The organism is Bacillus sp. I-2 (assembly GCF_001974945.1).
GTDB classification, from domain to species: Bacteria; Bacillota; Bacilli; order Bacillales; family Bacillaceae; genus Bacillus; species Bacillus safensis.
The window spans coordinates 47,067-67,494 of sequence record NZ_LZRW01000004.1 but is presented as its reverse complement, the minus strand read 5'-3'; the positions used below and the strand labels follow the sequence as shown (position 1 = coordinate 67,494).

Here is a 20,428-nt window from a genome sequence, read left to right as displayed (position 1 = left end):
TCCATCAGGTTTGGTGGCGATAGCGAAGAGGTCACACCCGTTCCCATACCGAACACGGAAGTTAAGCTCTTCAGCGCCGATGGTAGTTGGGGGTTTCCCCCTGTGAGAGTAGGACGCCGCCAAGCTTCTATAAGGATCAGTTCCAGCCGGAACTGGTCTTTTTTGTGTTTTTGCATGACTTGCTTCTATATAATAGGTTCGTAAAGTGAAAATACGTTGTCTCCTCACTAATTTCCAAATAAATCCAACTTTACGTTCCTTCAATTTAACACTTCAGTCTTCATATGAACCAGCAGCTCAAATTATCAAGGGTCATTAAAAGCATAGAAAACCTCTCCTTGGACTAAATAGACGTAAAGAGGTGATGGTATAGGGACACGAGATAGAAAGGCACCCCACCCCAAAGGGGATAGTCAGCCATTGTTGGATTTTTAACTTAAAAGAAGAGAAAAGAAACAAACAATAATAATGATAAGCTGTTGAGTGTTTGAAGCAGCAAAAAAATAATGTGAAACGATTTGTTGAAAAATAGTAAAGACCAGTAATTATTTTTACACTTTTTTATGCAAAAAAGATTTCTCAGAAAAATAAAATAATAACAGAATTTCTTTTTTGAATGTTTTTTATCCAGAGATATATGAAATAAAACAAGGATATGAAAGCTTCGAAATTGCTGTTTTTGCAGTGCTAGAGCCTTATTAGTGCTCTTTTTAACAAAAAAACATAAAAAAATGAAAAAAAGGCTTTTAAAAAGATGAGACAAGTGGTAAACTTCTTTAGGTGCCTTAACGAAAAGGTGAAAAAACAGCTTTAAAATAAATTCAAAAATTTTTTTAATATAGCCTTTACAAATGATATAAAACCTGTATATAATAATCTTTGTCGGATCGAGAGACACTTCGAAACTACACAATATGGAGGATTAGCTCAGCTGGGAGAGCATCTGCCTTACAAGCAGAGGGTCGGCGGTTCGAGCCCGTCATCCTCCACCATATTTATTCTTACATAATGTTAGGATAGATAAAGCCGGTGTAGCTCAACTGGTAGAGCAACTGACTTGTAATCAGTAGGTTGGGGGTTCAAGTCCTCTTGCCGGCACCACTTTCATATGGTAAGATAGACAAGTCGCTTTTAAAGCGAGCCATTAGCTCAGTTGGTAGAGCATCTGACTTTTAATCAGAGGGTCGAAGGTTCGAGTCCTTCATGGCTCACCATGTTTCATGCGGGTGTGGCGGAATTGGCAGACGCGCTAGACTTAGGATCTAGTGTCTTTATGACGTGGGGGTTCAAGTCCCTTCACCCGCATTGCCAAATAAAATAAAGAAATCCTGTAATGCGGAAGTAGTTCAGTGGTAGAACACCACCTTGCCAAGGTGGGGGTCGCGGGTTCGAATCCCGTCTTCCGCTTATACCATCCACGCCGGGGTGGTGGAATTGGCAGACACACAGGACTTAAAATCCTGCGGTAGGTGACTACCGTGCCGGTTCAAGTCCGGCCCTCGGCATTATAAATAAGCGCCCGTAGCTCAATTGGATAGAGCGTTTGACTACGGATCAAAAGGTTAGGGGTTCGACTCCTCTCGGGCGCGCCATTAAGATCGGGAAGTAGCTCAGCTTGGTAGAGCACTTGGTTTGGGACCAAGGGGTCGCAGGTTCGAATCCTGTCTTCCCGACCATCTTTTATGGGGCCTTAGCTCAGCTGGGAGAGCGCCTGCCTTGCACGCAGGAGGTCAGCGGTTCGATCCCGCTAGGCTCCACTTTATAAAAGTATATTTTGATCATGGCGGTGTAGCTCAGCTGGCTAGAGCGTACGGTTCATACCCGTGAGGTCGGGGGTTCGATCCCCTCCGCCGCTATAAAGGACCTTTAGCTCAGTTGGTTAGAGCAGACGGCTCATAACCGTCCGGTCGTAGGTTCGAGTCCTACAAGGTCCACCATCTATACGGAGGAATACCCAAGTCCGGCTGAAGGGATCGGTCTTGAAAACCGACAGGGGTGTCAAAGCCCGCGGGGGTTCGAATCCCTCTTCCTCCGCCATATTTTTTAAATTCATATCATCGCGGGGTGGAGCAGTTCGGTAGCTCGTCGGGCTCATAACCCGAAGGTCGCAGGTTCAAATCCTGCCCCCGCAACCAAAATGGTCCGGTAGTTCAGTTGGTTAGAATGCCTGCCTGTCACGCAGGAGGTCGCGGGTTCGAGTCCCGTCCGGACCGCCATTTTTCAAAAGAATACTTGGCTCGGTAGCTCAGTTGGTAGAGCAACGGACTGAAAATCCGTGTGTCGGCGGTTCGATTCCGTCCCGAGCCACTTTTATAAAAAAACATTCATAGTATGGCGGTTGTGGCGAAGTGGTTAACGCACCAGATTGTGGCTCTGGCACTCGTGGGTTCGATTCCCATCAATCGCCCCATACATATTTTTGCGGGTGTAGTTTAGTGGTAAAACCTCAGCCTTCCAAGCTGATGTCGTGGGTTCGATTCCCATCACCCGCTCCATTTGTATATCTGTTCATGGGCCTGTAGCTCAGCTGGTTAGAGCGCACGCCTGATAAGCGTGAGGTCGGTGGTTCGAGTCCACTCAGGCCCACCATGATCTTCCGCAGTAGCTCAGTGGTAGAGCTATCGGCTGTTAACCGATCGGTCGTAGGTTCGAGTCCTACCTGCGGAGCCAAATGGAGAAGTACTCAAGTGGCTGAAGAGGCGCCCCTGCTAAGGGTGTAGGTCGCGCAAGCGGCGCGAGGGTTCAAATCCCTCCTTCTCCGCCATTGTTCTGGCCCGTTGGTCAAGCGGTTAAGACACCGCCCTTTCACGGCGGTAACACGGGTTCGAATCCCGTACGGGTCATTTTTAAAAGAGATCTTGTCAAAGATCTCTTTTTTATTTTCTTCAAAACAAAAGACCCTATGATAGCGGTCTTTTTTTACATATTCATGGAATAGATCGTATAAGACAAGTATGTCGCAAAGAAGCCCCATAAGACATAAGGAATCAGTAAAATTGGAACGACTTTGCTTAGTTTACGCGATACGATGACAAGTGCGAGTGCTGTCAGTGCGACGAGCAGGCAGTCGATCGTAGCCACAAACAAATCCTTTTGTGTAAATTGAAAAAAGCTAAAGGCTTGATTGAATACATAATTTAAAAGGAAAAGAATCCAAAACGGTAATGTGATTTTTTGGAATCCATACTTTCCATAAATGATCGCTGCGGACAATGAGATGAGTGCAAACAAGACAGCCCATACAGCACCAATCACACCGCCACCAGGCGTCCATTCTGGTTTATTCAATGCGTCATACCATTCTCTGTCGATGGGGAACAAGAATCCGGCAATAGAGAATAGTGCGTATGTAATAAAGAAGACGACAATCGCCCAAATAATACTTTTTCTAGCCATCAAGAATCTCCTCCAATCAAATTCACTCTTAAAGTAATTTCCCAATAATTACATGATATAAACATAAAGCCCCCAATATGAGGGGACTAATGATTTTCTTCTGTATAAGGTTCTTCCTCGTACGGTTTCAAGTCACCAAATACCGTCATGACACCTTCTTCGTCTAATGCATCTTCATAGGCCTCGTGTGCTTTGTTCGGATACACCTTGCTGGCTTTTCCTTCTATATCAGCAGCTGCGAATCCTTCGTAGTCCTCCACATAATCTTCATCTTCTGATTGTGTATACACATCATCGTATGTCAGAGGAGGGAATTCCATATCAGACGGGGTTTCAGAATTTCCGTAGCGTTCTACGTCTTGGTAGGCATCCTCTCCATCGTACGCAGCACTTTCTTCATTTTCAAATTGTCCCGCTGGCGGACTTAATAAATCCTCTTCAATCGGACGGTTTTGTGAAACGGTCTGTTCTTTTGAATGCTCTGTGCATGTGACGGCAGTAGGCAAGGCTTCTAAGCGTTCCTTTGGAATAGGGGCTTTACAGACTTTGCACAGACCATAAGAGCCGTCTGCAATGGCTTGAAGTGCTTCATTGATGTCTAACATATGTTCATGTTCCAAACTGTTTAAAGCAATATCTTTCCCACGCTCGAATAGCTCTGTCCCTTGATCACCCGGGTGGTTATCATAGGCAGACAATTCACCGATCGAATCGTAAGGAAAGGATACTTTCTGTTCATCGTCATGGCTTTTGGCTTCAAGTTCTTTCTTTTCATCGAGAAGGCGCTGCTTCAAATGATGTAATTCGTCTTTAGACAACAAAGCGATCATCCTTTCATATCAAACATATTGTTAGTATGAGCAATTTTGTATGTAAGACTAGTTCCAATTTGAAGCAATTCCTTATTAAAAAAACGCCTGCGGCTGCAGGCGTTTTTTGTTACGCGATATAGTATTGTAAGATCAAAGCGATCGTCAGCAGAAAACCAAAAAATGTATTGGTTTGAGCTGTAGACTTCATGGCATTCATTAATTCAATCGGTTTTTCTTTTTGCTTAAACTCTTTAATGGCTGTATAGGCTTTTGGCACACTGAGTAAAACAAGAAGACTCCAAAGACCGACGATATCTGTGAAGATATAAACAAAAATGAGTACATATGATACCAAAAACATAGAAAGTAAAATGTTCACTGCAGCTTTACGTCCAGCAAGAATGGCAAGTGTTCTTCGTCCATTTTCCTTATCTCCGTCTAAATCACGGATATTGTTCGACAGTAAAATGGCACCAACTAAAATAGAAATTGGTAGTGAGACGAGAACAGCTTTAGACGTCAGTGTGCCTGTTTGGATATAGAAACTAATCAGGATGATTCCTAATCCCATAAAAGCACCTGAAACAAGTTCTCCAAATGGTGTATATGCAATTGGTACAGGCCCGCCAGTATAGAAATAGCCTGCTGCCATACAAATAAGTCCTATTAGTGCAATCCACCAGCTAGACATCATGCAAATATATACCCCAAGTAATAAAGAAAGCGCAAATAGTGCATAAGCGAGGCTGAGAACTGTCTTTGGCTTCACACCGTTTCTTACAATGGCTCCGCCGATGCCGACAGATTTCTCGTTGTCGAGCCCGCGAACATAATCAAAGTACTCATTAAACATGTTTGTTGCGATTTGGATAAACATAGATGCAAATAGCATGGCTAAAAATAGCCCAACATGTATTTGACCACTTGGAAGTGCTAAAACAGTTCCTAAAGTAACGGGAATAAATGCCGCTGTTAGTGTATGCGGTCGTAGTAAATTCCACCAAATTCGCCAGTTTTTATCAGGCTTAATTGGTGAAAGCTGATCTGATATCGAATGATGCTGCATAAAATATACTCCTTTAAATAAAAAAATACGTACACGTCCAAATTCCAGTTTAGCAAAGTTCAAAAAGGTGTCAATATATTGATGCGATGAAACGGGAAAAAGATGTTTGCTAATCGTTGCCATATCGAAGGAAACTTGATTTTCGAACGAGGTCCGGCCATTTTACCTTAGATGCTCTCGTTTCAATAAGCAGGAGCGAAAAAATCTTGAAAGCGTGATATAATAAGGATTCGAGGTTTTAAAAGCTGTTTTCTTTACTAAGTTCATCTGTTAAGGTTTATAATAGAAAAGCAGGTCATTCGACATATTCGAATGTTCATGTATTTTTTCATTATGGTTTTATTTTTTTATGTTATTTCATGGGTTTTGGAGGAATGTATCATGGTGACAACAGTGCAAAGTACTTTCCGGCAGGAAGCGCTTGCGACATTAGAAGAAGCGAATAACGTCAACCATGCTGTTTTGATAAGCTACTCCAGAAGAGTTGACGATCTGGATCCTCTTGCCTTTTTCCAAAGCGGCGAAGCGGATTTTTTAGGCGAGCGGTTTTTTTGGTCTGATCCAGAAAGCCAAATGATATTTTCTGGACTTGGCAGAGCGGCCGTCATTAAATCATCTGAGCAAGGCAAGGAACGATTCGATATAATCCATCAAGAATGGGAACAGCTCAAGCAGCACATGTTCCATTTTCATGATGAGAAGGAGTTAAAGCAAGCGGCTGTTGGTCCGCTTTTATTTGGAGGATTTTCGTTTGATCCGTATGAAGAGAAGGCGCGTCATTGGGAAGCATTTGGCGAGGCTCATTTTTTCGTGCCATCGATCATGCTGACTGTCTCAAAAGAAGGCAGTTTTCTTACGATCAATGAGTGGAAGCAGGTGGACGGGAATGTTCATCAGCTTATTCAGGAATTAGAACAAAAAGCCTCTCGTTTCGAGACATTGCCAGTACGGACTGGTGGACAAGCTGAACTTGTTCATATGGAAGAGCTGGATGTGAAGGAATGGATGAAGGCGATCCAAGAAGCGACAGACCACATTCGTGCAAATGAATATGAAAAGGTTGTTTTAGCAAGAGAAGTCTTGCTTCACTATAAAAATCAAATTGAACTCGCTCCACTATTAGCAGAATTATTAAAGCATCAAACAACGAGTTATGTATTTGCGGTTGAACAAGGAAGACAAGCATTTGTCGGAGCCACGCCGGAGCGCTTAGTGAAAAAAAGCGGCGGAGAGGTCTTTTCATCCTGTTTAGCAGGTTCCATTGTTCGCGGAAAAGATGAAGCGGAGGATCACGCATTAGGCGAGGAACTGCTGCATGATGAGAAGAATTTGATTGAGCATCAAATTGTCGTCAATATGATTGAGCAAGCATTTGAAGCGAATTGCCTTCACGTGCATAAACCAAATCAACCAAGTCTTTATAAAACAAAAAACATTCAGCATTTGTTTACACCGATTGTGGGAGAAATCAAAAGCAGCTGTTCCCTCTTTTCATTAATTGAGCAGCTTCATCCGACGCCGGCACTAGGCGGATATCCTAAGGAAAAGGCGGTTGAAGTGATTCGTGAAATCGAACCGCTCAAGCGCGGCTGGTATGCAGCGCCGGTAGGCTGGATTGATTCTCAGGATAATGGAGAATTTGCTGTAGCCATTCGGTCTGGTCTTATTGAGGAAGATCATGTTCGTTTATTCGCTGGCTGCGGAATTGTAGAGGATTCCCTTGCAAAGCAGGAGTATGAGGAAACACAAGTGAAGTTAAGACCAATGCTGTCTGCTCTTGGAGGTCATCCTATTGAATAATCACATCATGACAACATATATAGGCAGATTGATGGATGAATTTGTCCAAGGTGGTGTGAAAGAGGCAGTAGTCTGTCCTGGTTCTCGTTCAACTCCGCTTGCAATGCTGGCCCTTGCTCATCAGGACATCCATGTCCATGTTTTAGTGGACGAACGGTCTGCTGCTTTTTATGCGCTTGGTCTTGCAAAAGCAAGTCAATCGCCAGTGCTGCTTATTTGTACATCAGGTACGGCAGCTGCTAACTTTTACCCAGCCATTGTAGAGGCGCATTATTCTCGTGTACCTCTTATTGTTTTAACTGCTGATCGGCCGCACGAATTGAGAGAAGTTGGGGCACCTCAAGCGATTGATCAGCAATTCTTATTCGGTAAGTTTGTTAAATGGTTCACAGACTTAGCGTTGCCAGAGGAAAGTCAAACGATGCTGCGTTATGTTCAGACGGCAGCTGCGAGAGCAAATCACATGTCGATGCAGGAGCCAAAGGGGCCTGTTCAGGTCAATGTACCTCTGAGAGAACCATTGCTTCCTGATCTGTCTATTGATCCTTTCGCGCGAGAAGAATCAGACACGAAAAAGGTATTAGCATCAGGTCAGGCTTTCCCAAATGATCGAGTGATGTCTGAAATCGTGACTGCCTTGAACCAATCTAAAAAGGGAATGATTGTGGCTGGTGAACTTCATACACAGGAAGAAAAAGAGGCAGTTTTACGCCTTTCGAAAGCCCTGCATTTTCCTATTTTAGCTGACCCGCTTTCTCTTTTGCGCAACGGGCATGAGAATAAAGAGCTAATTATCGATGCTTATGATTCTTTATTGAAAGATGAAGCATTGCAACAGCATCTATTGCCGGATATGATCATTCGTTTTGGCCCGATGCCTGTGTCTAAGCCCTTATTCAAGTGGCTGGAAAAACATGCGGAAGTAAAGCAGGTTGTTGTAGATGCTGCCGGGGGCTTCCGTGATCCTGGGTTAAGTGCTTCATACGTCATTGAAAGTACTGTCTCTGCTTTTGTAGAAGCAGCATTAAATCAAGCAGAAAAACGTGAGGAGACAAGTTTCTTAAAACGCTGGCAGAATGCTAATTCTTCATTTAGAACGCATGCAGCCCGCTTTTCAGATGAGGATTTGTCCTTCGAGGGGAATGTGTACCGTCAGCTTCAGCACCTCTTGCCAAAGGAGAGTGTCCTTTTTATCGGAAATAGTATGCCAATTCGTGATGTAGATACATTTTTTGAAACTCAGTCCAAGCCTTTTCGAATGATGGCGAATCGCGGAGCAAATGGCATTGACGGCGTTGTATCCACAGCACTTGGCACGTATGCAGCTTTAAAGCAGCCAGTTACTTTAGTCATTGGAGATTTATCATTTTACCATGATATGAACGGTCTGCTTGCAGCTAAACTGATGGACATTCCGCTGACAGTTGTTTTGATAAACAATGATGGGGGAGGTATCTTTTCTTTCCTTCCGCAGGCGTCTGATGAACCGTATTATGAAAAGCTCTTCGGTACGCCGACAGGACTGAATTTTGAGTATGCATCGAAGTTATATGGGGGAACCTATTCGAAACCGGCATCGAAACAAGAGTTACATGATGTGTATATGGCACACATCGATGAACCTGGGCTTCATTTAATTGAAATTGAAACAGATCGTCATTCCCGTGTAGACAAGCATCGTCAAATGATGGATGACATATTGGAAGAAGTGAAAAAAGAATGCCTTCTCTCATCATAAGAATGCGTGATGGGGTAGCGTACGAAGTGGTGGACCAGAACCCTTCGGCAGCAAATGCCACACTATGCTTACACGGCTTCACTGGAAGTGCAGCGTCTTGGACGTTCTTGAATGCTTATTTGGAGAATACAAGACTGATTCAGGTCAGCTTGCTCGGACATGGGCGTACGGACTCGCCAGAAAGTGTGAGAAGATATACAATGTCTCAGCAGCTGGCAGATCTTGCAGAGATTTTAAACCAATTAAAGCTTCACAAAGTGAATATTCTCGGATATTCTATGGGAGGACGTATTGCTTTATCATTTGCCGCTCGTTATCCAGATCGTGTCAATAAATTGATCCTTGAGAGTACGTCTCCAGGGCTACGCACTTTTAAAGAGCGGATGGCAAGACTGAAGCATGATCATCAGCTCGCTCAAAAAATCAGACATGAGGGCTTAGTGAAGTTTGTGGATTTTTGGGAAAGCATTCCTTTGTTTGCTTCGCAGAAAACTTTATCAGCTGAAAGGCAGACTGAGCTGAGAGAGGGAAGACTGAAGGCCAATCCTCTTGGGCTGGCTCGCAGCTTAGAAGGAATTGGAACAGGTTCACAGCCGTCTGTTTGGAAGGCATTAAAGCATATTCATTTGCCTGTATTATTCATTTGCGGAACGCTTGATGAAAAGTTCTGCCTTATCGGGAAACGTATGCAGCAGGAGCTGAAAGGAAGTCAATTCATTTTGGCGGAGCATGCTGGGCATACAGTTCATGTGGAACAACCACATTTTTTTGGTAAAATAGTAAGTGAGTTTATTTTAGCGCAAGATTAGAGGAGGAAATATTGATGGCTATTGAATGGCAAACTGAGCGTCAGTATGACGAAATTTTATATGAAACGTACAATGGGATCGCAAAGATTACGATTAATCGTCCACACGTACATAACGCGTTTACCCCAAAGACTGTTAGTGAATTAATTGATGCATTTTCACGAGCTCGTGATCATTCAGAAGTTGGTGTGATCGTACTTGCAGGTGCTGGCGGAAAAGCATTCTGTTCTGGTGGAGATCAAAAAGTTCGCGGCCATGGCGGTTATGTAGGAGACGATCAAATTCCACGTCTAAATGTATTAGACTTACAGCGTTTGATTCGTGTCATTCCAAAACCAGTTATCGCAATGGTGGCAGGGTATGCGATTGGCGGAGGACACGTTCTTCACGTTGTGTGTGACCTGACGATTGCAGCAGATAATGCGATTTTTGGACAAACAGGTCCAAAAGTAGGCAGCTTTGATGCTGGTTATGGTTCAGGCTACCTTGCACGTATTGTTGGTCATAAGAAAGCAAGAGAAATTTGGTACTTATGCCGTCAATACAATGCACAAGAAGCGCTTGATATGGGACTTGTTAACACAGTTGTACCATTAGATCAGCTTGAAGAGGAAACCGTGAAGTGGTGTGAGGAGATGCTAGAAAAGAGCCCGACTGCTTTACGATTCTTGAAGGCTGCATTTAACGCAGATACAGATGGATTAGCTGGAATTCAGCAATTTGCAGGAGATGCGACTCTTCTTTATTACACAACAGATGAAGCAAAAGAAGGACGCGATTCCTTTAAGGAAAAACGCAAGCCGGACTTCGGCCAGTTCCCGCGTTTCCCTTGATTCAATGATATTAATGAAAACAGCTTAGTGCATCAGACTAAGCTGTTTTCTTTTACGAAAAGGAGGTGTCATGATGAAGCAACCTAATTGGCTGCTGCACCGTGCCTATTTAACGCCAGATCGAGTCGCACTTATTTATCAAGAGAAAGAGTGGACATTTCACGAATTAGCTCATGAAGTGGACGAGCTTTCAAATAGACTTGCACAGGCATCATTGAAAAAAGGGGAAACGGTTGCCCTTTTGATGAACAATCATCCTCACATGGTGATGCTTGTACATGCCTGTTTTTTATTAGGGTTAAAAATTGTGCTATTGAATAATAAGCTGACAAAAGCTGAAAGACGCTATCAGCTAGAAGATGCAAAAGCAGCGGCTTTATTAACGGAATCTATTTATGCAAGCGACCATGAGGGTGATTTACCCGTTTATACAATGGAAACTTTACCTGAACCAGGGCAAGGCCATGACAAGAAGATCGAGAGCGAATTTGATTTGAATGAAACAGCGACCATCATGTATACATCTGGGACTACAGGACGTCCAAAAGGGGTAGAGCAAACGTTTGGCAATCATTTTCATAGTGCAGTTTCCTCTGCACTGAATCTGGGTCTCAGAGAGGTTGACCGCTGGCTCATTTCCCTGCCTCTTTTTCATATTAGCGGCTTATCCGCTTTATTTAAGTCTGTGATATATGGGATGACAGTCGTGCTTCATCAGAAGTTTGATGTTGATGAAGTAAAGGATTCTATTGAACGGCATCGTGTGACGATGATTTCTGTTGTTCAGACGATGTTATCTCGTTTATTAAGCAGACTGGAAGAATGTCCATCTTCTTTGCGCTGTCTTTTATTAGGCGGAGGGCCTGCGCCTTATGCGATGCTCCAAGAAAGCAAAGAGAAGGGCTTTCCTGTCTTTCAATCGTACGGGATGACGGAAACCTGTTCACAAATTGTGACCCTTGCGCCCGAATTTAGCGTAGAGAAACTTGGTTCAGCGGGAAAACCTCTTTTTGGGTGTGAGCTGAAAATTCAAGATGGTGATCGCATTTGCCGTCCTTTTGAGCATGGCGAAATTATGGTGAAAGGTGCAAATGTGATGAAAGGATACCTTTACCGTGAAGAAGCGACCTCGGATGCCTTTGATGAGGGCTGGCTGAAAACGGGCGATATTGGCTATGTGGATGAGGAAGGGTTCTTATTTGTGCTTGACCGCCGTTCAGATTTAATTATTTCTGGCGGAGAAAATATTTATCCTGCGGAAATTGAAGCGGTTCTGCTAACACATCCGCATGTAAAGGAAGCCGGAGTAACGGGTATGTATGATGATAGATGGGGAGAGGTACCTGCTGCTTTCCTTGTAACAGATGATAAGATACCGGAGAATGAGCTCTATGCTTTATGTGGGTCGCATTTAGCCAAATATAAATGGCCCGCAGCTTTTCACTTTGTGGACGAGCTGCCAAGAAATGCGTCGAATAAATTGCAAAGGCACAGACTCAGATCAAAGGGGTTTTCAAATGATTCAAATTGAACGAGTAATTTTATATCATGTCACGATGAAGCTTAAACAGCCATTTACAACAAGTCTTGGAACCATTTCAGAGCGTGAGTTTATTATTGTTGAAGTCAAAGATCAGACAGGATTGACTGGATGGGGAGAAGTTTCTGCTTTTTCTTCTCCGTGGTATACAGAAGAAACAATTGAGACTTGCTATCATATGCTGAGGGCTTTCTTTATCCCGAACGTGCTGACGCGCACCTTTACACATCCTTCAGAAATCCCTGACAGTCTGTATCATTTTAAAGGCAATAGGATGGCGAAAGCAGGCATTGAAGCGGCTGTTTGGGATATTTATGCGAAGCGTGAGAATAAGTCTTTACGCGATGTATTAGGCGGTACAAAAGATAAAATACCATCTGGCGTTGTGGCGGGGTTAGGCCCTATTGACGATATGCTTGAGCAAATTCAGCAATTTGTTGACCAAGGCTATCAGCGGGTGAAGGTGAAAATTAAACCAGGACAAGATATTGGACTTCTTCAAAAGATCAGAGAGTCTTTTCCTGATCTGCCATTAATGGCAGATGCAAACTCTGCTTATGAATTAAAAGATATTAGCAAGCTTAAGCAGCTCGACGATATTCGTTTATTAATGATTGAACAGCCTTTAGCTGCAGATGATATTGTGGACCATCGCCATTTGCAAAAGCATTTAAAAACGCCGATTTGTTTAGATGAAAGTATCTGTTCTTTAGATGATGCTAGAAAAGCTGTAGAGCTTGGCAGCTGTCAAATTATTAATGTGAAGCCTTCACGAGTTGGCGGATTGACAGAGGCTCTTAAAATTCATACGTTCAGTAAGGAGCATCAAATTCCATTATGGTGCGGAGGGATGATTGAAACAGGTATTTCCCGAGCGCAGAACGTAGCACTTGCTTCGCTTCCTCAATTTACGATTCCCGGTGATATTTCAGCTTCGTCAAAATTTTGGGAGCAGGATATCATTTTTCCTGAAATTAAGGTTGAAAATGGGTTTATTGAGGTGCCCCGCTCCCCAGGAATGGGCGTGGAAGTTGATTACCAAGCGCTCCGTTCGTTTTCAGATAAAATCGACGTGTTTACAAAACATGATTTTGTGAGATAAAAACGAAGGAATCACCTTTTGCATCCCCAATATAATCTAGGTATAGTGAGAGAAAGTTTTTCCTTCCTGTCTGAACAAAAAAGAAAGAGCGGTGATCCGCTCTTTCTTACTCTTCAACCAGCTCGCTGTCAAAAGCAAGCTGTCCGATATACTGATGAATTTCACTTGGCATGTTTGATGCATGTCCATATTCATAATCCCAAAGATTTAAAAAGGAGTGAGCGGCTTGGTGGAATGCGGCTTCATCCGCGTCATGAATTTCGTCAAAAAACGTTTGAAGCAGCCGATCGTGTTTCAAATTGAAGCGCCTCCTTTAATGAGACTTAAAGGTCTTGTGGTTTAAACGTTTTACAATCCGTTTCTTCACTTTTCTCAGCCGTATTTCCTGTGTGGCTGACGACATATATTGCATCTGCACCACAGCGGTTTCCAGCATTCCAATAGGAACAGTTATTGACTTCACAAAGGATTTTTTGACTCATACAGATGACCTCCTTTTGAGTATGTCTTTCATCTATAATGTAACCGAAATGAAGCTCGTCCATTCATGTTAATCTTCCTGGCGAATATAGCGCTTATCCTTCATAAATAATTTCCAGAAGAAATAAAATCCGGGAAACAAGATGATAAACCCTACAATATAGGTGATAAATAATGCCCTAAATGTGACAGGGTCTGTAAATCCAGACATGATTGTAATATCTGGATAAGCCATGTAAGGCAAATGGGCACGCCCATACACATAGCTTGCTAAGAAATATTGAATGGTAATTGCAATGACGGCAAGGCGTGGTCTCCCTTTCCGATGCTTAAACCGGCTGTTTGGTAAAAATAGAGCCAGTCCTGCGAGCAGAAACATTAAGAGAGATACAAGAAGAATAGGAATGTTCTGCATCATTTTTGTGAACAGCCAATTGGCCTCGCTTCGTAATGTCAGCATGATAAAAAAGGCCATCATGAGTGAAAGTGGACCCGTAATGAGCGCCCCTCTTCTATAAATGCTGTAAGCTTCATCTTCATCAGCAACATTAGAGAAATCAGCTAAAAGCAAGGACGAAAGAAAAAGGGTGCTGAAAATGGCAAAGCCGACAAAAGAATAGACATTTGCACTTGTAAAGACCAGTCCAAGATCTAATGAGTAGACGTTGTTCTCCTGAAAGATAAAGCCACCATGGGTGATTGGGAGAACCATGATCAGGATGGACGGAATGATAAAGCCGCTGATCCCTGAAATATACGTCACCGCTTTTCGGTATTTCTTAGGCAGTGAATGAGAAAACACGAGAAACCCGCTTCGCAGTGCAAGAAGCAATAATATAATGCTGCCGGGTATTAATAAAACGGTACCAAGTACAAAGGTCGCACCTGGAAACAGGCTGAACAATGCGACAACGATGGCGACAATAAAGACGTTTGTCACTTCCCATGTTGGAGAAAGGTACTTATTTGCGATATTAGCGGCCTTTGTTTGTTCTCTATTCATATAAATCATCGACCAAAATCCTGCGCCGAAATCCATTGATGCCATCACTGCATAGATAAAAACGAATCCCCATAAGATGGTGATTGCAATGAGCGCATCAGTTGTAACATCCATTTGCATCAAGATCGCTCCCTTTTTAAGATTCTGTTAACCGTAGGTCTTCTTCAATCGAATGTTTTCTAAAGTAGTACGTCAGCACAATAACGGTTGCTATGCCTAAGATGAGATAGACAATGGCAAAAAGGATAAAAAGTGTCCCGATCGAGCCTGATGATGTGACAACCTCTGACGTTTTGAGCATTCGATAAATGACCCATGGCTGGCGGCCTGTACAAGCAAAGATCCAGCCAAATTCAATAGCCAAAAGACTAAGAGGCCCGCCGAATAAGTAAAGAAAAAGAAGCCACTTCGGAAATTTGTCCCGTTTTAAAATTTTACGGTAAAGCAGCGCTAATACCGCAAATAGAATGAGTACCGATCCAATAATGACCATGCCGTTAAATAATGTGTGTATAAATAAAGGCGGCCACTCGTCACGAGGAAAATCATTTAAGCCTTTGACCACTGTATCGAAGCTATTTCCTGCCAGAAAACTGAGCGCCCAAGGAATTTCGATCGCACCTTTAATTTCCTGCGAATCAGCATCCGTAAAACCACCTATTGCAAGAGGCGCATGTGATTGCGTTTCAAATAAACCTTCAGCTCCAGCCAGCTTTTCAGGCTGATATTCATACAGAAGCTGAGCGGATTCGTGGCCATTTAAGGCTGTTAGAAAAGAGAAAAGTCCTCCTACAATGAGTCCAAGAAAAAGGGCTTTTCGATGAAATGTATAGAGCTTCTCATTTTTTCTCGTTTTGAGCATTTTAAAAGCTGCAACTGAAGCAATCACAAAAGCACCTGTTGTAAAAGCAGACAGCACAACATGTGTAGCAGTTACAGCAAAGCTTGGATTGAAAAAGGCCTTCCAAGGCTCGATATTTGTGATTTCTCCATTTACCATCTGAAAGCCAGCAGGAGTTCCTTCAAAAGCATGTACGTTTGTAATTAGAATCGCTGATGCAGCTGCACCAATGACGATAAAAATAACCGTAATGATGCGCATTGCATTTGATAGGCGGTCCGCTGCGTACACATAAATAGACATAAATAATGCTTCTATAAAGAACGCATAGATTTCAATCTGGAATGGCAGTGACATGACCTTTCCGATGACCTCCATAAAACCTGGCCATAAAAGGGCAAGCTGCGTACCAGCAATGGTGCCTGTTGGAATGGCGACCCCTAACAGAACAGCCTGTGCTTTTGTCCACCGCTTGGCCATGATGGCATAATGCGGGTCCTTCGTTTTTTGAAAGATGAGTTCAGCTAACAAAATCATTAGCGGGATGCCAACGCCAAGCGAGGCATAAATAATATGAAAGCCCATGGTTGTGCCGAACAGGCTTCTAGCTAAAACGAGATCAGTCAATTTTTTCTCCGCCTTTCTTATCGCTTCTCTTTTTCATGATGCTTATTATTCTCCACCATTTTTAGATTATTCTTCCTGACTAAGAAAGCTTGTTTTTTGACAAGTTGTAAAAGAGGGAGTAGAATATAAATATAAAACGTAACCATTACGTTTTATTAACGAAAGGAGTTTTGACATTGAAAAAAGATATTCATCCAACCTCACATGAAGTTGTATTTATGGACGTAAACAGCGGTTACCGCTTCTTGAGTAGATCAACAAAGACATCAAACGAGACAGTAGAGTGGGAAGATGGGAAAACGTATCCTGTCATTAAAGTAGAAACAAGCTCTGATACGCATCCTTTTTATACAGGACGTCAAAAATTCGGAGAAAAAGGCGGAAGAGCTGAGCAGTTTAAGAAAAAATATCAAATGTAATCAAAAAAGCACGCCCGATAACGGTGTGCTTTTTTTACAGCAAAAAACCCCGGTTGATCACCCGGGGTTCAAAAGCATTAATCATTTAATGCAGTTTTTAAGGTCTTTAAGTTTTGTTTCATTAAGCTGACGTAGTTTTCGCCATTTTTGGCATCATCTTCAGTAATGGATTCTAGATTTTTAAGGGTCAAGCTTTTTGCCCCAATTTCACTGCGGATTGTATCTGATACTTTGCTGCTGACATTGTTTTCAAAAATAACGTATTGAATGTGATGCTTTTCCGCTTTTTGTACAATGTTTTCGAGCTGTTTTTGTGATGGCTCCTCAGAAGCGGATAACCCTAAAACACTGATTTGCTCAATGCCATAGCGCTTTTCCCAATAACCATAAGCTGCGTGAGAAACAAGAATTTCTTTATGTTTAGCTTTAGATAACGTTGTTTTAAATTCTTGATCTAACGATTGCAAATCTTTTTTTAGATGTTCATAGTTTTTTGTGTATTCGTCTTTATGATCTGGATCTAAAGAGACGAGTGTGTCTTTAATGTTTTTCGCCATTTGCTGTGCATAAACTGGGTCTAACCATGCATGAGGGTCTTTATCTCCGTGATCGTGCCCGTCATGATCATGGTCGTGGTCTTGACCTTCATGGTCATGATCTTCGCCTTCTTCATGTGCATGTTCTTCTTTTGTCGATAACAATTTGATGCCTTCGGCTGCTTTGACTGTTTTCACACCTTGGTCTTTTAAAGTGGCAGCAGTTTTGTCTGCGAATGCTTCAGCCCCTGTGCCGCTGTAGATAAAGGCATCACCTTCAGCCATTTCAACCATTGTTTTTGAACTTGGTTCAAAGCTGTGTGCATCTGCATTTGCAGGATACACGCTTTGAGCATGAACGTGAGAGCCGCCAATTTTTTCAGTGAAATCTTGAATTGGGAAGATCGTGGTGTAAATGATTAGTTTCCCGTCTGCCTTTCCTTTTGAAGCATTAGTGCCCGCACTGCTTGAGCAAGCGGCAAGACCGATCGCGAATAAAGCAGCTGTTAAAATAAAAAAGATTTTTTTCATGTAGAAAATGTCTCCTCTCAATCTAATAGATAGAAATGATTACGATTTAATGTCCTGAGTTATTGTATCGTAATAATTACGATTTGAAAAGAGGAAAATAAAAAATTTTCATCAGCAGATGTTTCCTTTAAAAAAATAAGCTGCAAAACGTGACGAAATTTCTTACATTGTGCTATATTTATTTTTAAAAAAAGATAAAGGAATGGACAAACGTATGAAACTTTTAGATGAAATCATCGAATATAATCAACAATTTATTGAAGAAAAGAAATACGAAGAATTTACAACAACAAAGTTTCCACAGAAAAAAGCTGTCATTCTATCGTGTATGGATACAAGACTTGTTGAACTGCTTCCGCGTGCCATGAACATGAAAAATGGTGATATTAAGATTGTCAAAAGTGCTGGGGCGCTTGTTTCTCATCCATTTGGAAGTATTATGCGAAGCATTTTAGTTGCTGTTTACGAATTAAATGCTGACGAGGTATATGTCATTGGGCATCATGATTGCGGGATGAGTAAAATAGACAGCCAGACACTTTTAAATAAAGCCGTTGAGCGCGGTATTCCAGAAAAACGTATTGAAGTACTGGAATACTCAGGAATTGATTTTAAACAGTGGCTCAAAAGCTTTAGTTCAGTTGAAGAGAGCGTGAAGGACAGTGTGTCTGTAGTAAAAAATCACCCGCTTCTTCCATCAGATGTACCTGTACATGGGCTTGTCATTGACCCTGGAACAGGGAAGCTTGACTTAGTTGTCAACGGATATGAAGAAAAGTAAGTTATTTTTCCTTTTTAGGCGGGACAGGATCGATGCCTCCAGGATGAAGCGGATGACATTTCAAAATCCGTTTTGTGGTGAGCCAGCCGCCCTTGATCGCGCCATGCGTTTTGATTGCCTCTAGTCCATAGTTTGAGCATGTTGGATAAAACCGGCAGCTTGGCGGTGTCAGAGGGGAAATGCATTTTTGATAAAAGCGTATCATGCCGATAAAAATTTGTTTCATAGAGGTTCCTCCTTGTCTGTCTTCCACAGTATAAGAAAAAAGGACAAAGAAGGAAAGTTTTATAAACTAAACTGGTCGGAGAAATATGTTATAATATAGGAAATTGCAATTATAGGAGTGGTGATTATGCCTTCAGTCGAAAGCTTTGAACTTGATCATAATGCTGTAAAAGCGCCATATGTTCGTCATTGCGGCGTTCATAAAGTGGGATCAGATGGGGAAGTAAATAAATTCGATATTCGTTTTTGTCAGCCCAACAAGCAGGCGATGAAACCTGATACGATTCATACATTAGAGCATTTGCTTGCGTTTAATATTAGAACACACTCTGAGAAATATGATCATTTTGATATCATCGATATTTCTCCAATGGGCTGCCAGACAGGCTACTATTTAGTTGTCAGCGGTGCACCAACTCCAAAAGAGATCGTTGAACTTCTTGATGCAACATTCAAGGATGCGGTTGAAGTAACAGAAATACCTGCTGCAAACGAAGAGCAATGCGGCCAAGCGAAGCTTCATGACCTTGAAGGGGCAAAACGTTTAATGCGTTTCTGGCTTTCTCAGGATCAAGAAGAGCTTTTAAAAGTATTTGGTTAATAGAATGATGAACCGGGCATTTAGATGTCCGGTTTTTTATTTGAATTCAAACAGAGATGTCAAAATAGGGGATATTTGTTAAAATGGACATGTCAGTAAAAGAAGGGGGAAACGCAGGATGCGAAAAATGTTGGGAATGATTCTGATGCTCACGTTATTGAGTGCATGTGGAAACTCTGCAGCAAATAGCGGCAAAGGGGAAGTGCCTGAGCTATTAGAAGTAAAGCTCACAGGACCTGAGCAAGTGGAGAAAAATGAAAGCGTTATAGTAAAAGCAGCTGTCACATACGGTGATACGCCTGTTGATGATGCAGATGATGTTCAATTTGAAGTGTGGAAAGATGGCGACAAGGATAACAGCAAGATGATTCAGCCAAAGAAAGAAAACAAAGGTGTATACGAATTGCATACAGCCTTCAAAAAAGATGGCCTTTATATCATACAAGTCCATGTGACAGCTAAACAGCAGCATAATATGCCGAAAACGAACATCCACGTAGGTGAGGTGAAAAAAGAGAGTTCAACTACTGCAGAAGAAGAAACCTCACATCATTAAAAGGATTTATTTTGGATTAGGACGTTGATTTGGTTCTGCATCCTGTGGTGAATCGACTTTATGCTTATATTCATAAGCCTTCGATGTCGTCCACAATGATAAAAAGACAACGATTGAGATAATGATAAAGCTGATAATCCCAAGTAACAGCATCTAACTCCCTCCTTATTTCCATATTAACATATATTTCATGCAGTCAAAATAGAAGAAATTGACGGCAGGTTTCAGTATAATAAGAAAAGGGTATTCTCATACTAAACGCAATTACATAAGGAGGAATAAATATGTCTGAACAATTATTAAACGTCGTCAATAAACAAGTAGCTGATTGGACTGTGCTTTACGTGAAATTACATAACTATCATTGGTATGTAAAGGGGAAAGATTTCTTTACACTCCATGAGAAATTTGAAGAACTATATACAGAAACAGCTACATATATTGATGATTTGGCTGAGCGTATGCTTGCTTTAAATGGACAGCCTGTTGCGACAATGAAAGAGTGCTTAGAAATTTCCAGCATTCAAGAAGCAGAGGGCAAAGAATCAGCGGAGCAAATGGTGAAAAATCTATATGATGATTTCTCCAATATCGCTGAGGAATTAAAGCAAGGAATGGAGCTAGCTGCAGAGGTTGGCGATGAAACTACAGGTGATATGCTGCTTGCGATTCATCAATCCATTGAAAAACACAACTGGATGCTTAAAGCATATTTAGGATAATACACGTATG

The 20,428-nt window shown here is 42.1% G+C and carries 21 protein-coding genes, 21 tRNA genes and 1 rRNA gene; 33 read left to right on the top strand and 10 right to left on the bottom strand.

The window, feature by feature from the left end:
* The first annotated feature begins 9 nt into the window (after positions 1-9).
* From rrf to BAE31_RS01945, 22 genes are all read left to right on the top strand, one after another.
* A 5S ribosomal RNA gene (gene rrf / locus BAE31_RS02055) occupies positions 10-125 on the top strand.
* Positions 126-916: 791 nt separating this feature from the next.
* A tRNA-Val gene (locus tag BAE31_RS02045) sits at positions 917-992 on the top strand.
* A 33-nt stretch (positions 993-1,025) separates the two neighbouring features.
* Positions 1,026-1,101: transfer RNA gene (locus tag BAE31_RS02040), tRNA-Thr, on the top strand.
* Between the two features lie 37 nt (positions 1,102-1,138).
* Positions 1,139-1,214, top strand: a tRNA-Lys gene (locus tag BAE31_RS02035).
* Between the two features lie 8 nt (positions 1,215-1,222).
* Positions 1,223-1,305, top strand: a tRNA-Leu gene (locus BAE31_RS02030).
* A gap of 30 nt (positions 1,306-1,335) precedes the next feature.
* Positions 1,336-1,407: transfer RNA gene (locus BAE31_RS02025), tRNA-Gly, on the top strand.
* A gap of 12 nt (positions 1,408-1,419) precedes the next feature.
* A tRNA-Leu gene (locus BAE31_RS02020) sits at positions 1,420-1,505 on the top strand.
* A 10-nt stretch (positions 1,506-1,515) separates the two neighbouring features.
* A tRNA-Arg gene (locus tag BAE31_RS02015) sits at positions 1,516-1,592 on the top strand.
* 7 nt (positions 1,593-1,599) lie between these two features.
* Positions 1,600-1,676, top strand: a tRNA-Pro gene (locus BAE31_RS02010).
* Between the two features lie 8 nt (positions 1,677-1,684).
* Positions 1,685-1,757, top strand: a tRNA-Ala gene (locus BAE31_RS02005).
* A 25-nt stretch (positions 1,758-1,782) separates the two neighbouring features.
* A tRNA-Met gene (locus BAE31_RS02000) sits at positions 1,783-1,856 on the top strand.
* Positions 1,857-1,860: 4 nt separating this feature from the next.
* Positions 1,861-1,937 (top strand) — tRNA-Ile (locus BAE31_RS01995).
* A 7-nt stretch (positions 1,938-1,944) separates the two neighbouring features.
* Positions 1,945-2,037: transfer RNA gene (locus tag BAE31_RS01990), tRNA-Ser, on the top strand.
* Positions 2,038-2,058: 21 nt separating this feature from the next.
* Positions 2,059-2,135 (top strand) — tRNA-Met (locus tag BAE31_RS01985).
* A gap of 4 nt (positions 2,136-2,139) precedes the next feature.
* A tRNA-Asp gene (locus tag BAE31_RS01980) sits at positions 2,140-2,216 on the top strand.
* Between the two features lie 18 nt (positions 2,217-2,234).
* A tRNA-Phe gene (locus tag BAE31_RS01975) sits at positions 2,235-2,307 on the top strand.
* Positions 2,308-2,334: 27 nt separating this feature from the next.
* A tRNA-His gene (locus tag BAE31_RS01970) sits at positions 2,335-2,410 on the top strand.
* A gap of 11 nt (positions 2,411-2,421) precedes the next feature.
* Positions 2,422-2,495 (top strand) — tRNA-Gly (locus BAE31_RS01965).
* Between the two features lie 17 nt (positions 2,496-2,512).
* Positions 2,513-2,589 (top strand) — tRNA-Ile (locus tag BAE31_RS01960).
* 6 nt (positions 2,590-2,595) lie between these two features.
* Positions 2,596-2,670 (top strand) — tRNA-Asn (locus BAE31_RS01955).
* Between the two features lie 3 nt (positions 2,671-2,673).
* Positions 2,674-2,764 (top strand) — tRNA-Ser (locus tag BAE31_RS01950).
* Between the two features lie 7 nt (positions 2,765-2,771).
* Positions 2,772-2,843, top strand: a tRNA-Glu gene (locus BAE31_RS01945).
* Positions 2,844-2,919: 76 nt separating this feature from the next.
* Here the strand turns inward: BAE31_RS01945 and BAE31_RS01940 are convergent.
* From BAE31_RS01940 to BAE31_RS01930, 3 genes are all read right to left on the bottom strand, one after another.
* Positions 2,920-3,396: a TspO/MBR family protein gene (locus BAE31_RS01940; protein ID WP_024424942.1), complete on the bottom strand. Its 477-nt coding sequence runs from the start codon at positions 3,394-3,396 to the stop codon at positions 2,920-2,922.
* A gap of 86 nt (positions 3,397-3,482) precedes the next feature.
* On the bottom strand, positions 3,483-4,217 hold the full coding sequence (locus BAE31_RS01935; protein WP_076839350.1) for a TraR/DksA C4-type zinc finger protein: 735 nt from the start codon (positions 4,215-4,217) through the stop codon (positions 3,483-3,485).
* Between the two features lie 118 nt (positions 4,218-4,335).
* Entirely contained in the window at positions 4,336-5,274 is a 939-nt protein-coding gene (locus BAE31_RS01930) for a 1,4-dihydroxy-2-naphthoate polyprenyltransferase (protein ID WP_076839349.1), read from the bottom strand.
* A 381-nt stretch (positions 5,275-5,655) separates the two neighbouring features.
* Between BAE31_RS01930 and BAE31_RS01925 the strand changes: the two genes are divergently transcribed.
* The 6 genes from BAE31_RS01925 to menC all read left to right on the top strand — a co-directional run bounded on the left by BAE31_RS01925 (position 5,656) and on the right by menC (position 13,096).
* On the top strand, positions 5,656-7,074 hold the full coding sequence (locus tag BAE31_RS01925; protein WP_076839347.1) for an isochorismate synthase: 1,419 nt from the start codon (positions 5,656-5,658) through the stop codon (positions 7,072-7,074).
* Positions 7,067-8,812, top strand: a complete 1,746-nt coding sequence (menD, locus tag BAE31_RS01920) for a 2-succinyl-5-enolpyruvyl-6-hydroxy-3-cyclohexene-1-carboxylic-acid synthase (RefSeq protein ID WP_076839346.1) — start codon at positions 7,067-7,069, stop codon at positions 8,810-8,812. Before BAE31_RS01925 ends, menD begins: the two co-directional genes overlap by 8 nt.
* A complete protein-coding gene (gene menH / locus BAE31_RS01915; RefSeq protein WP_076839344.1) occupies positions 8,794-9,621 on the top strand; it encodes a 2-succinyl-6-hydroxy-2,4-cyclohexadiene-1-carboxylate synthase in 828 nt (275 codons plus the stop codon). The genes menD and menH overlap by 19 nt, the downstream gene beginning before the upstream one ends.
* A 14-nt stretch (positions 9,622-9,635) precedes the next feature.
* The gene (menB, locus tag BAE31_RS01910) at positions 9,636-10,454 is read left to right on the top strand and encodes a 1,4-dihydroxy-2-naphthoyl-CoA synthase (protein ID WP_041107389.1); all 819 of its coding nucleotides are present in this window, start codon (positions 9,636-9,638) and stop codon (positions 10,452-10,454) included.
* A gap of 70 nt (positions 10,455-10,524) precedes the next feature.
* Positions 10,525-11,985: an o-succinylbenzoate--CoA ligase gene (locus BAE31_RS01905; protein ID WP_076839342.1), complete on the top strand. Its 1,461-nt coding sequence runs from the start codon at positions 10,525-10,527 to the stop codon at positions 11,983-11,985.
* On the top strand, positions 11,972-13,096 hold the full coding sequence (gene menC / locus BAE31_RS01900; protein ID WP_024425781.1) for an o-succinylbenzoate synthase: 1,125 nt from the start codon (positions 11,972-11,974) through the stop codon (positions 13,094-13,096). The genes BAE31_RS01905 and menC overlap by 14 nt, the downstream gene beginning before the upstream one ends.
* 106 nt (positions 13,097-13,202) lie before the next feature.
* Here menC and BAE31_RS01895 read toward each other — a convergent pair whose 3' ends face one another.
* The 4 genes from BAE31_RS01895 to BAE31_RS01880 form a co-directional block, all read right to left on the bottom strand.
* A complete protein-coding gene (locus BAE31_RS01895) occupies positions 13,203-13,394 on the bottom strand; it encodes a hypothetical protein (RefSeq protein WP_076839341.1) in 192 nt (63 codons plus the stop codon).
* 25 nt (positions 13,395-13,419) lie between these two features.
* Positions 13,420-13,578: a DUF1540 domain-containing protein gene (locus BAE31_RS01890; RefSeq protein WP_008360682.1), complete on the bottom strand. Its 159-nt coding sequence runs from the start codon at positions 13,576-13,578 to the stop codon at positions 13,420-13,422.
* 68 nt (positions 13,579-13,646) lie between these two features.
* On the bottom strand, positions 13,647-14,693 hold the full coding sequence (locus tag BAE31_RS01885; RefSeq protein WP_170871266.1) for a cytochrome d ubiquinol oxidase subunit II: 1,047 nt from the start codon (positions 14,691-14,693) through the stop codon (positions 13,647-13,649).
* Between the two features lie 22 nt (positions 14,694-14,715).
* Positions 14,716-16,047, bottom strand: coding sequence for a cytochrome ubiquinol oxidase subunit I (locus tag BAE31_RS01880; RefSeq protein WP_024425783.1), 1,332 nt, complete (start codon positions 16,045-16,047; stop codon positions 14,716-14,718).
* 176 nt (positions 16,048-16,223) lie between these two features.
* On the opposite strand from BAE31_RS01880, the gene BAE31_RS01875 reads away from it, so the two are divergent.
* Positions 16,224-16,466 (top strand): type B 50S ribosomal protein L31, encoded by a 243-nt coding sequence (locus BAE31_RS01875; RefSeq protein WP_076839339.1) that lies wholly within the window; start codon positions 16,224-16,226, stop codon positions 16,464-16,466.
* A 77-nt stretch (positions 16,467-16,543) separates the two neighbouring features.
* Here the strand turns inward: BAE31_RS01875 and BAE31_RS01870 are convergent, their stop codons facing one another.
* Positions 16,544-17,533, bottom strand: coding sequence for a metal ABC transporter solute-binding protein, Zn/Mn family (locus BAE31_RS01870; protein ID WP_076839338.1), 990 nt, complete (start codon positions 17,531-17,533; stop codon positions 16,544-16,546).
* Positions 17,534-17,747: 214 nt separating this feature from the next.
* Between BAE31_RS01870 and BAE31_RS01865 the strand changes: the two genes are divergently transcribed.
* A complete protein-coding gene (locus BAE31_RS01865) occupies positions 17,748-18,314 on the top strand; it encodes a beta-class carbonic anhydrase (RefSeq protein WP_024424929.1) in 567 nt (188 codons plus the stop codon).
* Position 18,315: 1 nt separating this feature from the next.
* Here BAE31_RS01865 and yidD read toward each other — a convergent pair whose 3' ends face one another.
* Positions 18,316-18,540, bottom strand: a complete 225-nt coding sequence (gene yidD, locus BAE31_RS01860; RefSeq protein ID WP_076839336.1) for a membrane protein insertion efficiency factor YidD — start codon at positions 18,538-18,540, stop codon at positions 18,316-18,318.
* A 126-nt stretch (positions 18,541-18,666) separates the two neighbouring features.
* Here yidD and BAE31_RS01855 point away from each other — a divergent pair, with 126 nt between their 5' ends.
* Positions 18,667-19,140 (top strand): S-ribosylhomocysteine lyase, encoded by a 474-nt coding sequence (locus tag BAE31_RS01855; protein WP_003217624.1) that lies wholly within the window; start codon positions 18,667-18,669, stop codon positions 19,138-19,140.
* 118 nt (positions 19,141-19,258) lie between these two features.
* Complete coding sequence (locus tag BAE31_RS01850; protein ID WP_024424927.1) at positions 19,259-19,696, top strand: FixH family protein; 438 nt, start codon at positions 19,259-19,261, stop codon at positions 19,694-19,696.
* A 6-nt stretch (positions 19,697-19,702) separates the two neighbouring features.
* On the opposite strand, the gene ytzI is transcribed toward BAE31_RS01850, so the two are convergent.
* A complete protein-coding gene (ytzI, locus tag BAE31_RS01845; protein ID WP_003217544.1) occupies positions 19,703-19,849 on the bottom strand; it encodes a YtzI protein in 147 nt (48 codons plus the stop codon).
* A 131-nt stretch (positions 19,850-19,980) separates the two neighbouring features.
* On the opposite strand from ytzI, the gene BAE31_RS01840 reads away from it, so the two are divergent.
* The gene (locus tag BAE31_RS01840) at positions 19,981-20,418 is read left to right on the top strand and encodes a Dps family protein (protein WP_024424926.1); all 438 of its coding nucleotides are present in this window, start codon (positions 19,981-19,983) and stop codon (positions 20,416-20,418) included.
* The last annotated feature ends 10 nt before the right edge of the window (positions 20,419-20,428 follow it).

Excerpts from the sequence above, each read along its gene's own strand:
- BAE31_RS01940 (WP_024424942.1), bottom strand. The coding sequence starts at position 3,396 with ATGGCTAGAAAAAGTATTATTTGGGCGATTGTCGTCTTCTTTATTACA.
- BAE31_RS01930 (WP_076839349.1), bottom strand. The coding sequence starts at position 5,274 with ATGCAGCATCATTCGATATCAGATCAGCTTTCACCAATTAAGCCTGAT.
- BAE31_RS01925 (WP_076839347.1), top strand. The coding sequence starts at position 5,656 with ATGGTGACAACAGTGCAAAGTACTTTCCGGCAGGAAGCGCTTGCGACA.
- menH (WP_076839344.1), top strand. The coding sequence starts at position 8,794 with ATGCCTTCTCTCATCATAAGAATGCGTGATGGGGTAGCGTACGAAGTG.
- menB (WP_041107389.1), top strand. The coding sequence starts at position 9,636 with ATGGCTATTGAATGGCAAACTGAGCGTCAGTATGACGAAATTTTATAT.
- BAE31_RS01905 (WP_076839342.1), top strand. The coding sequence starts at position 10,525 with ATGATGAAGCAACCTAATTGGCTGCTGCACCGTGCCTATTTAACGCCA.
- menC (WP_024425781.1), top strand. The coding sequence starts at position 11,972 with ATGATTCAAATTGAACGAGTAATTTTATATCATGTCACGATGAAGCTT.
- BAE31_RS01890 (WP_008360682.1), bottom strand. The coding sequence starts at position 13,578 with ATGAGTCAAAAAATCCTTTGTGAAGTCAATAACTGTTCCTATTGGAAT.
- BAE31_RS01885 (WP_170871266.1), bottom strand. The coding sequence starts at position 14,693 with ATGGATGTTACAACTGATGCGCTCATTGCAATCACCATCTTATGGGGA.
- BAE31_RS01870 (WP_076839338.1), bottom strand. The coding sequence starts at position 17,533 with ATGAAAAAAATCTTTTTTATTTTAACAGCTGCTTTATTCGCGATCGGT.
- BAE31_RS01865 (WP_024424929.1), top strand. The coding sequence starts at position 17,748 with ATGAAACTTTTAGATGAAATCATCGAATATAATCAACAATTTATTGAA.
- yidD (WP_076839336.1), bottom strand. The coding sequence starts at position 18,540 with ATGAAACAAATTTTTATCGGCATGATACGCTTTTATCAAAAATGCATT.
- BAE31_RS01855 (WP_003217624.1), top strand. The coding sequence starts at position 18,667 with ATGCCTTCAGTCGAAAGCTTTGAACTTGATCATAATGCTGTAAAAGCG.
- BAE31_RS01850 (WP_024424927.1), top strand. The coding sequence starts at position 19,259 with ATGCGAAAAATGTTGGGAATGATTCTGATGCTCACGTTATTGAGTGCA.
- ytzI (WP_003217544.1), bottom strand. The coding sequence starts at position 19,849 with ATGCTGTTACTTGGGATTATCAGCTTTATCATTATCTCAATCGTTGTC.
- BAE31_RS01840 (WP_024424926.1), top strand. The coding sequence starts at position 19,981 with ATGTCTGAACAATTATTAAACGTCGTCAATAAACAAGTAGCTGATTGG.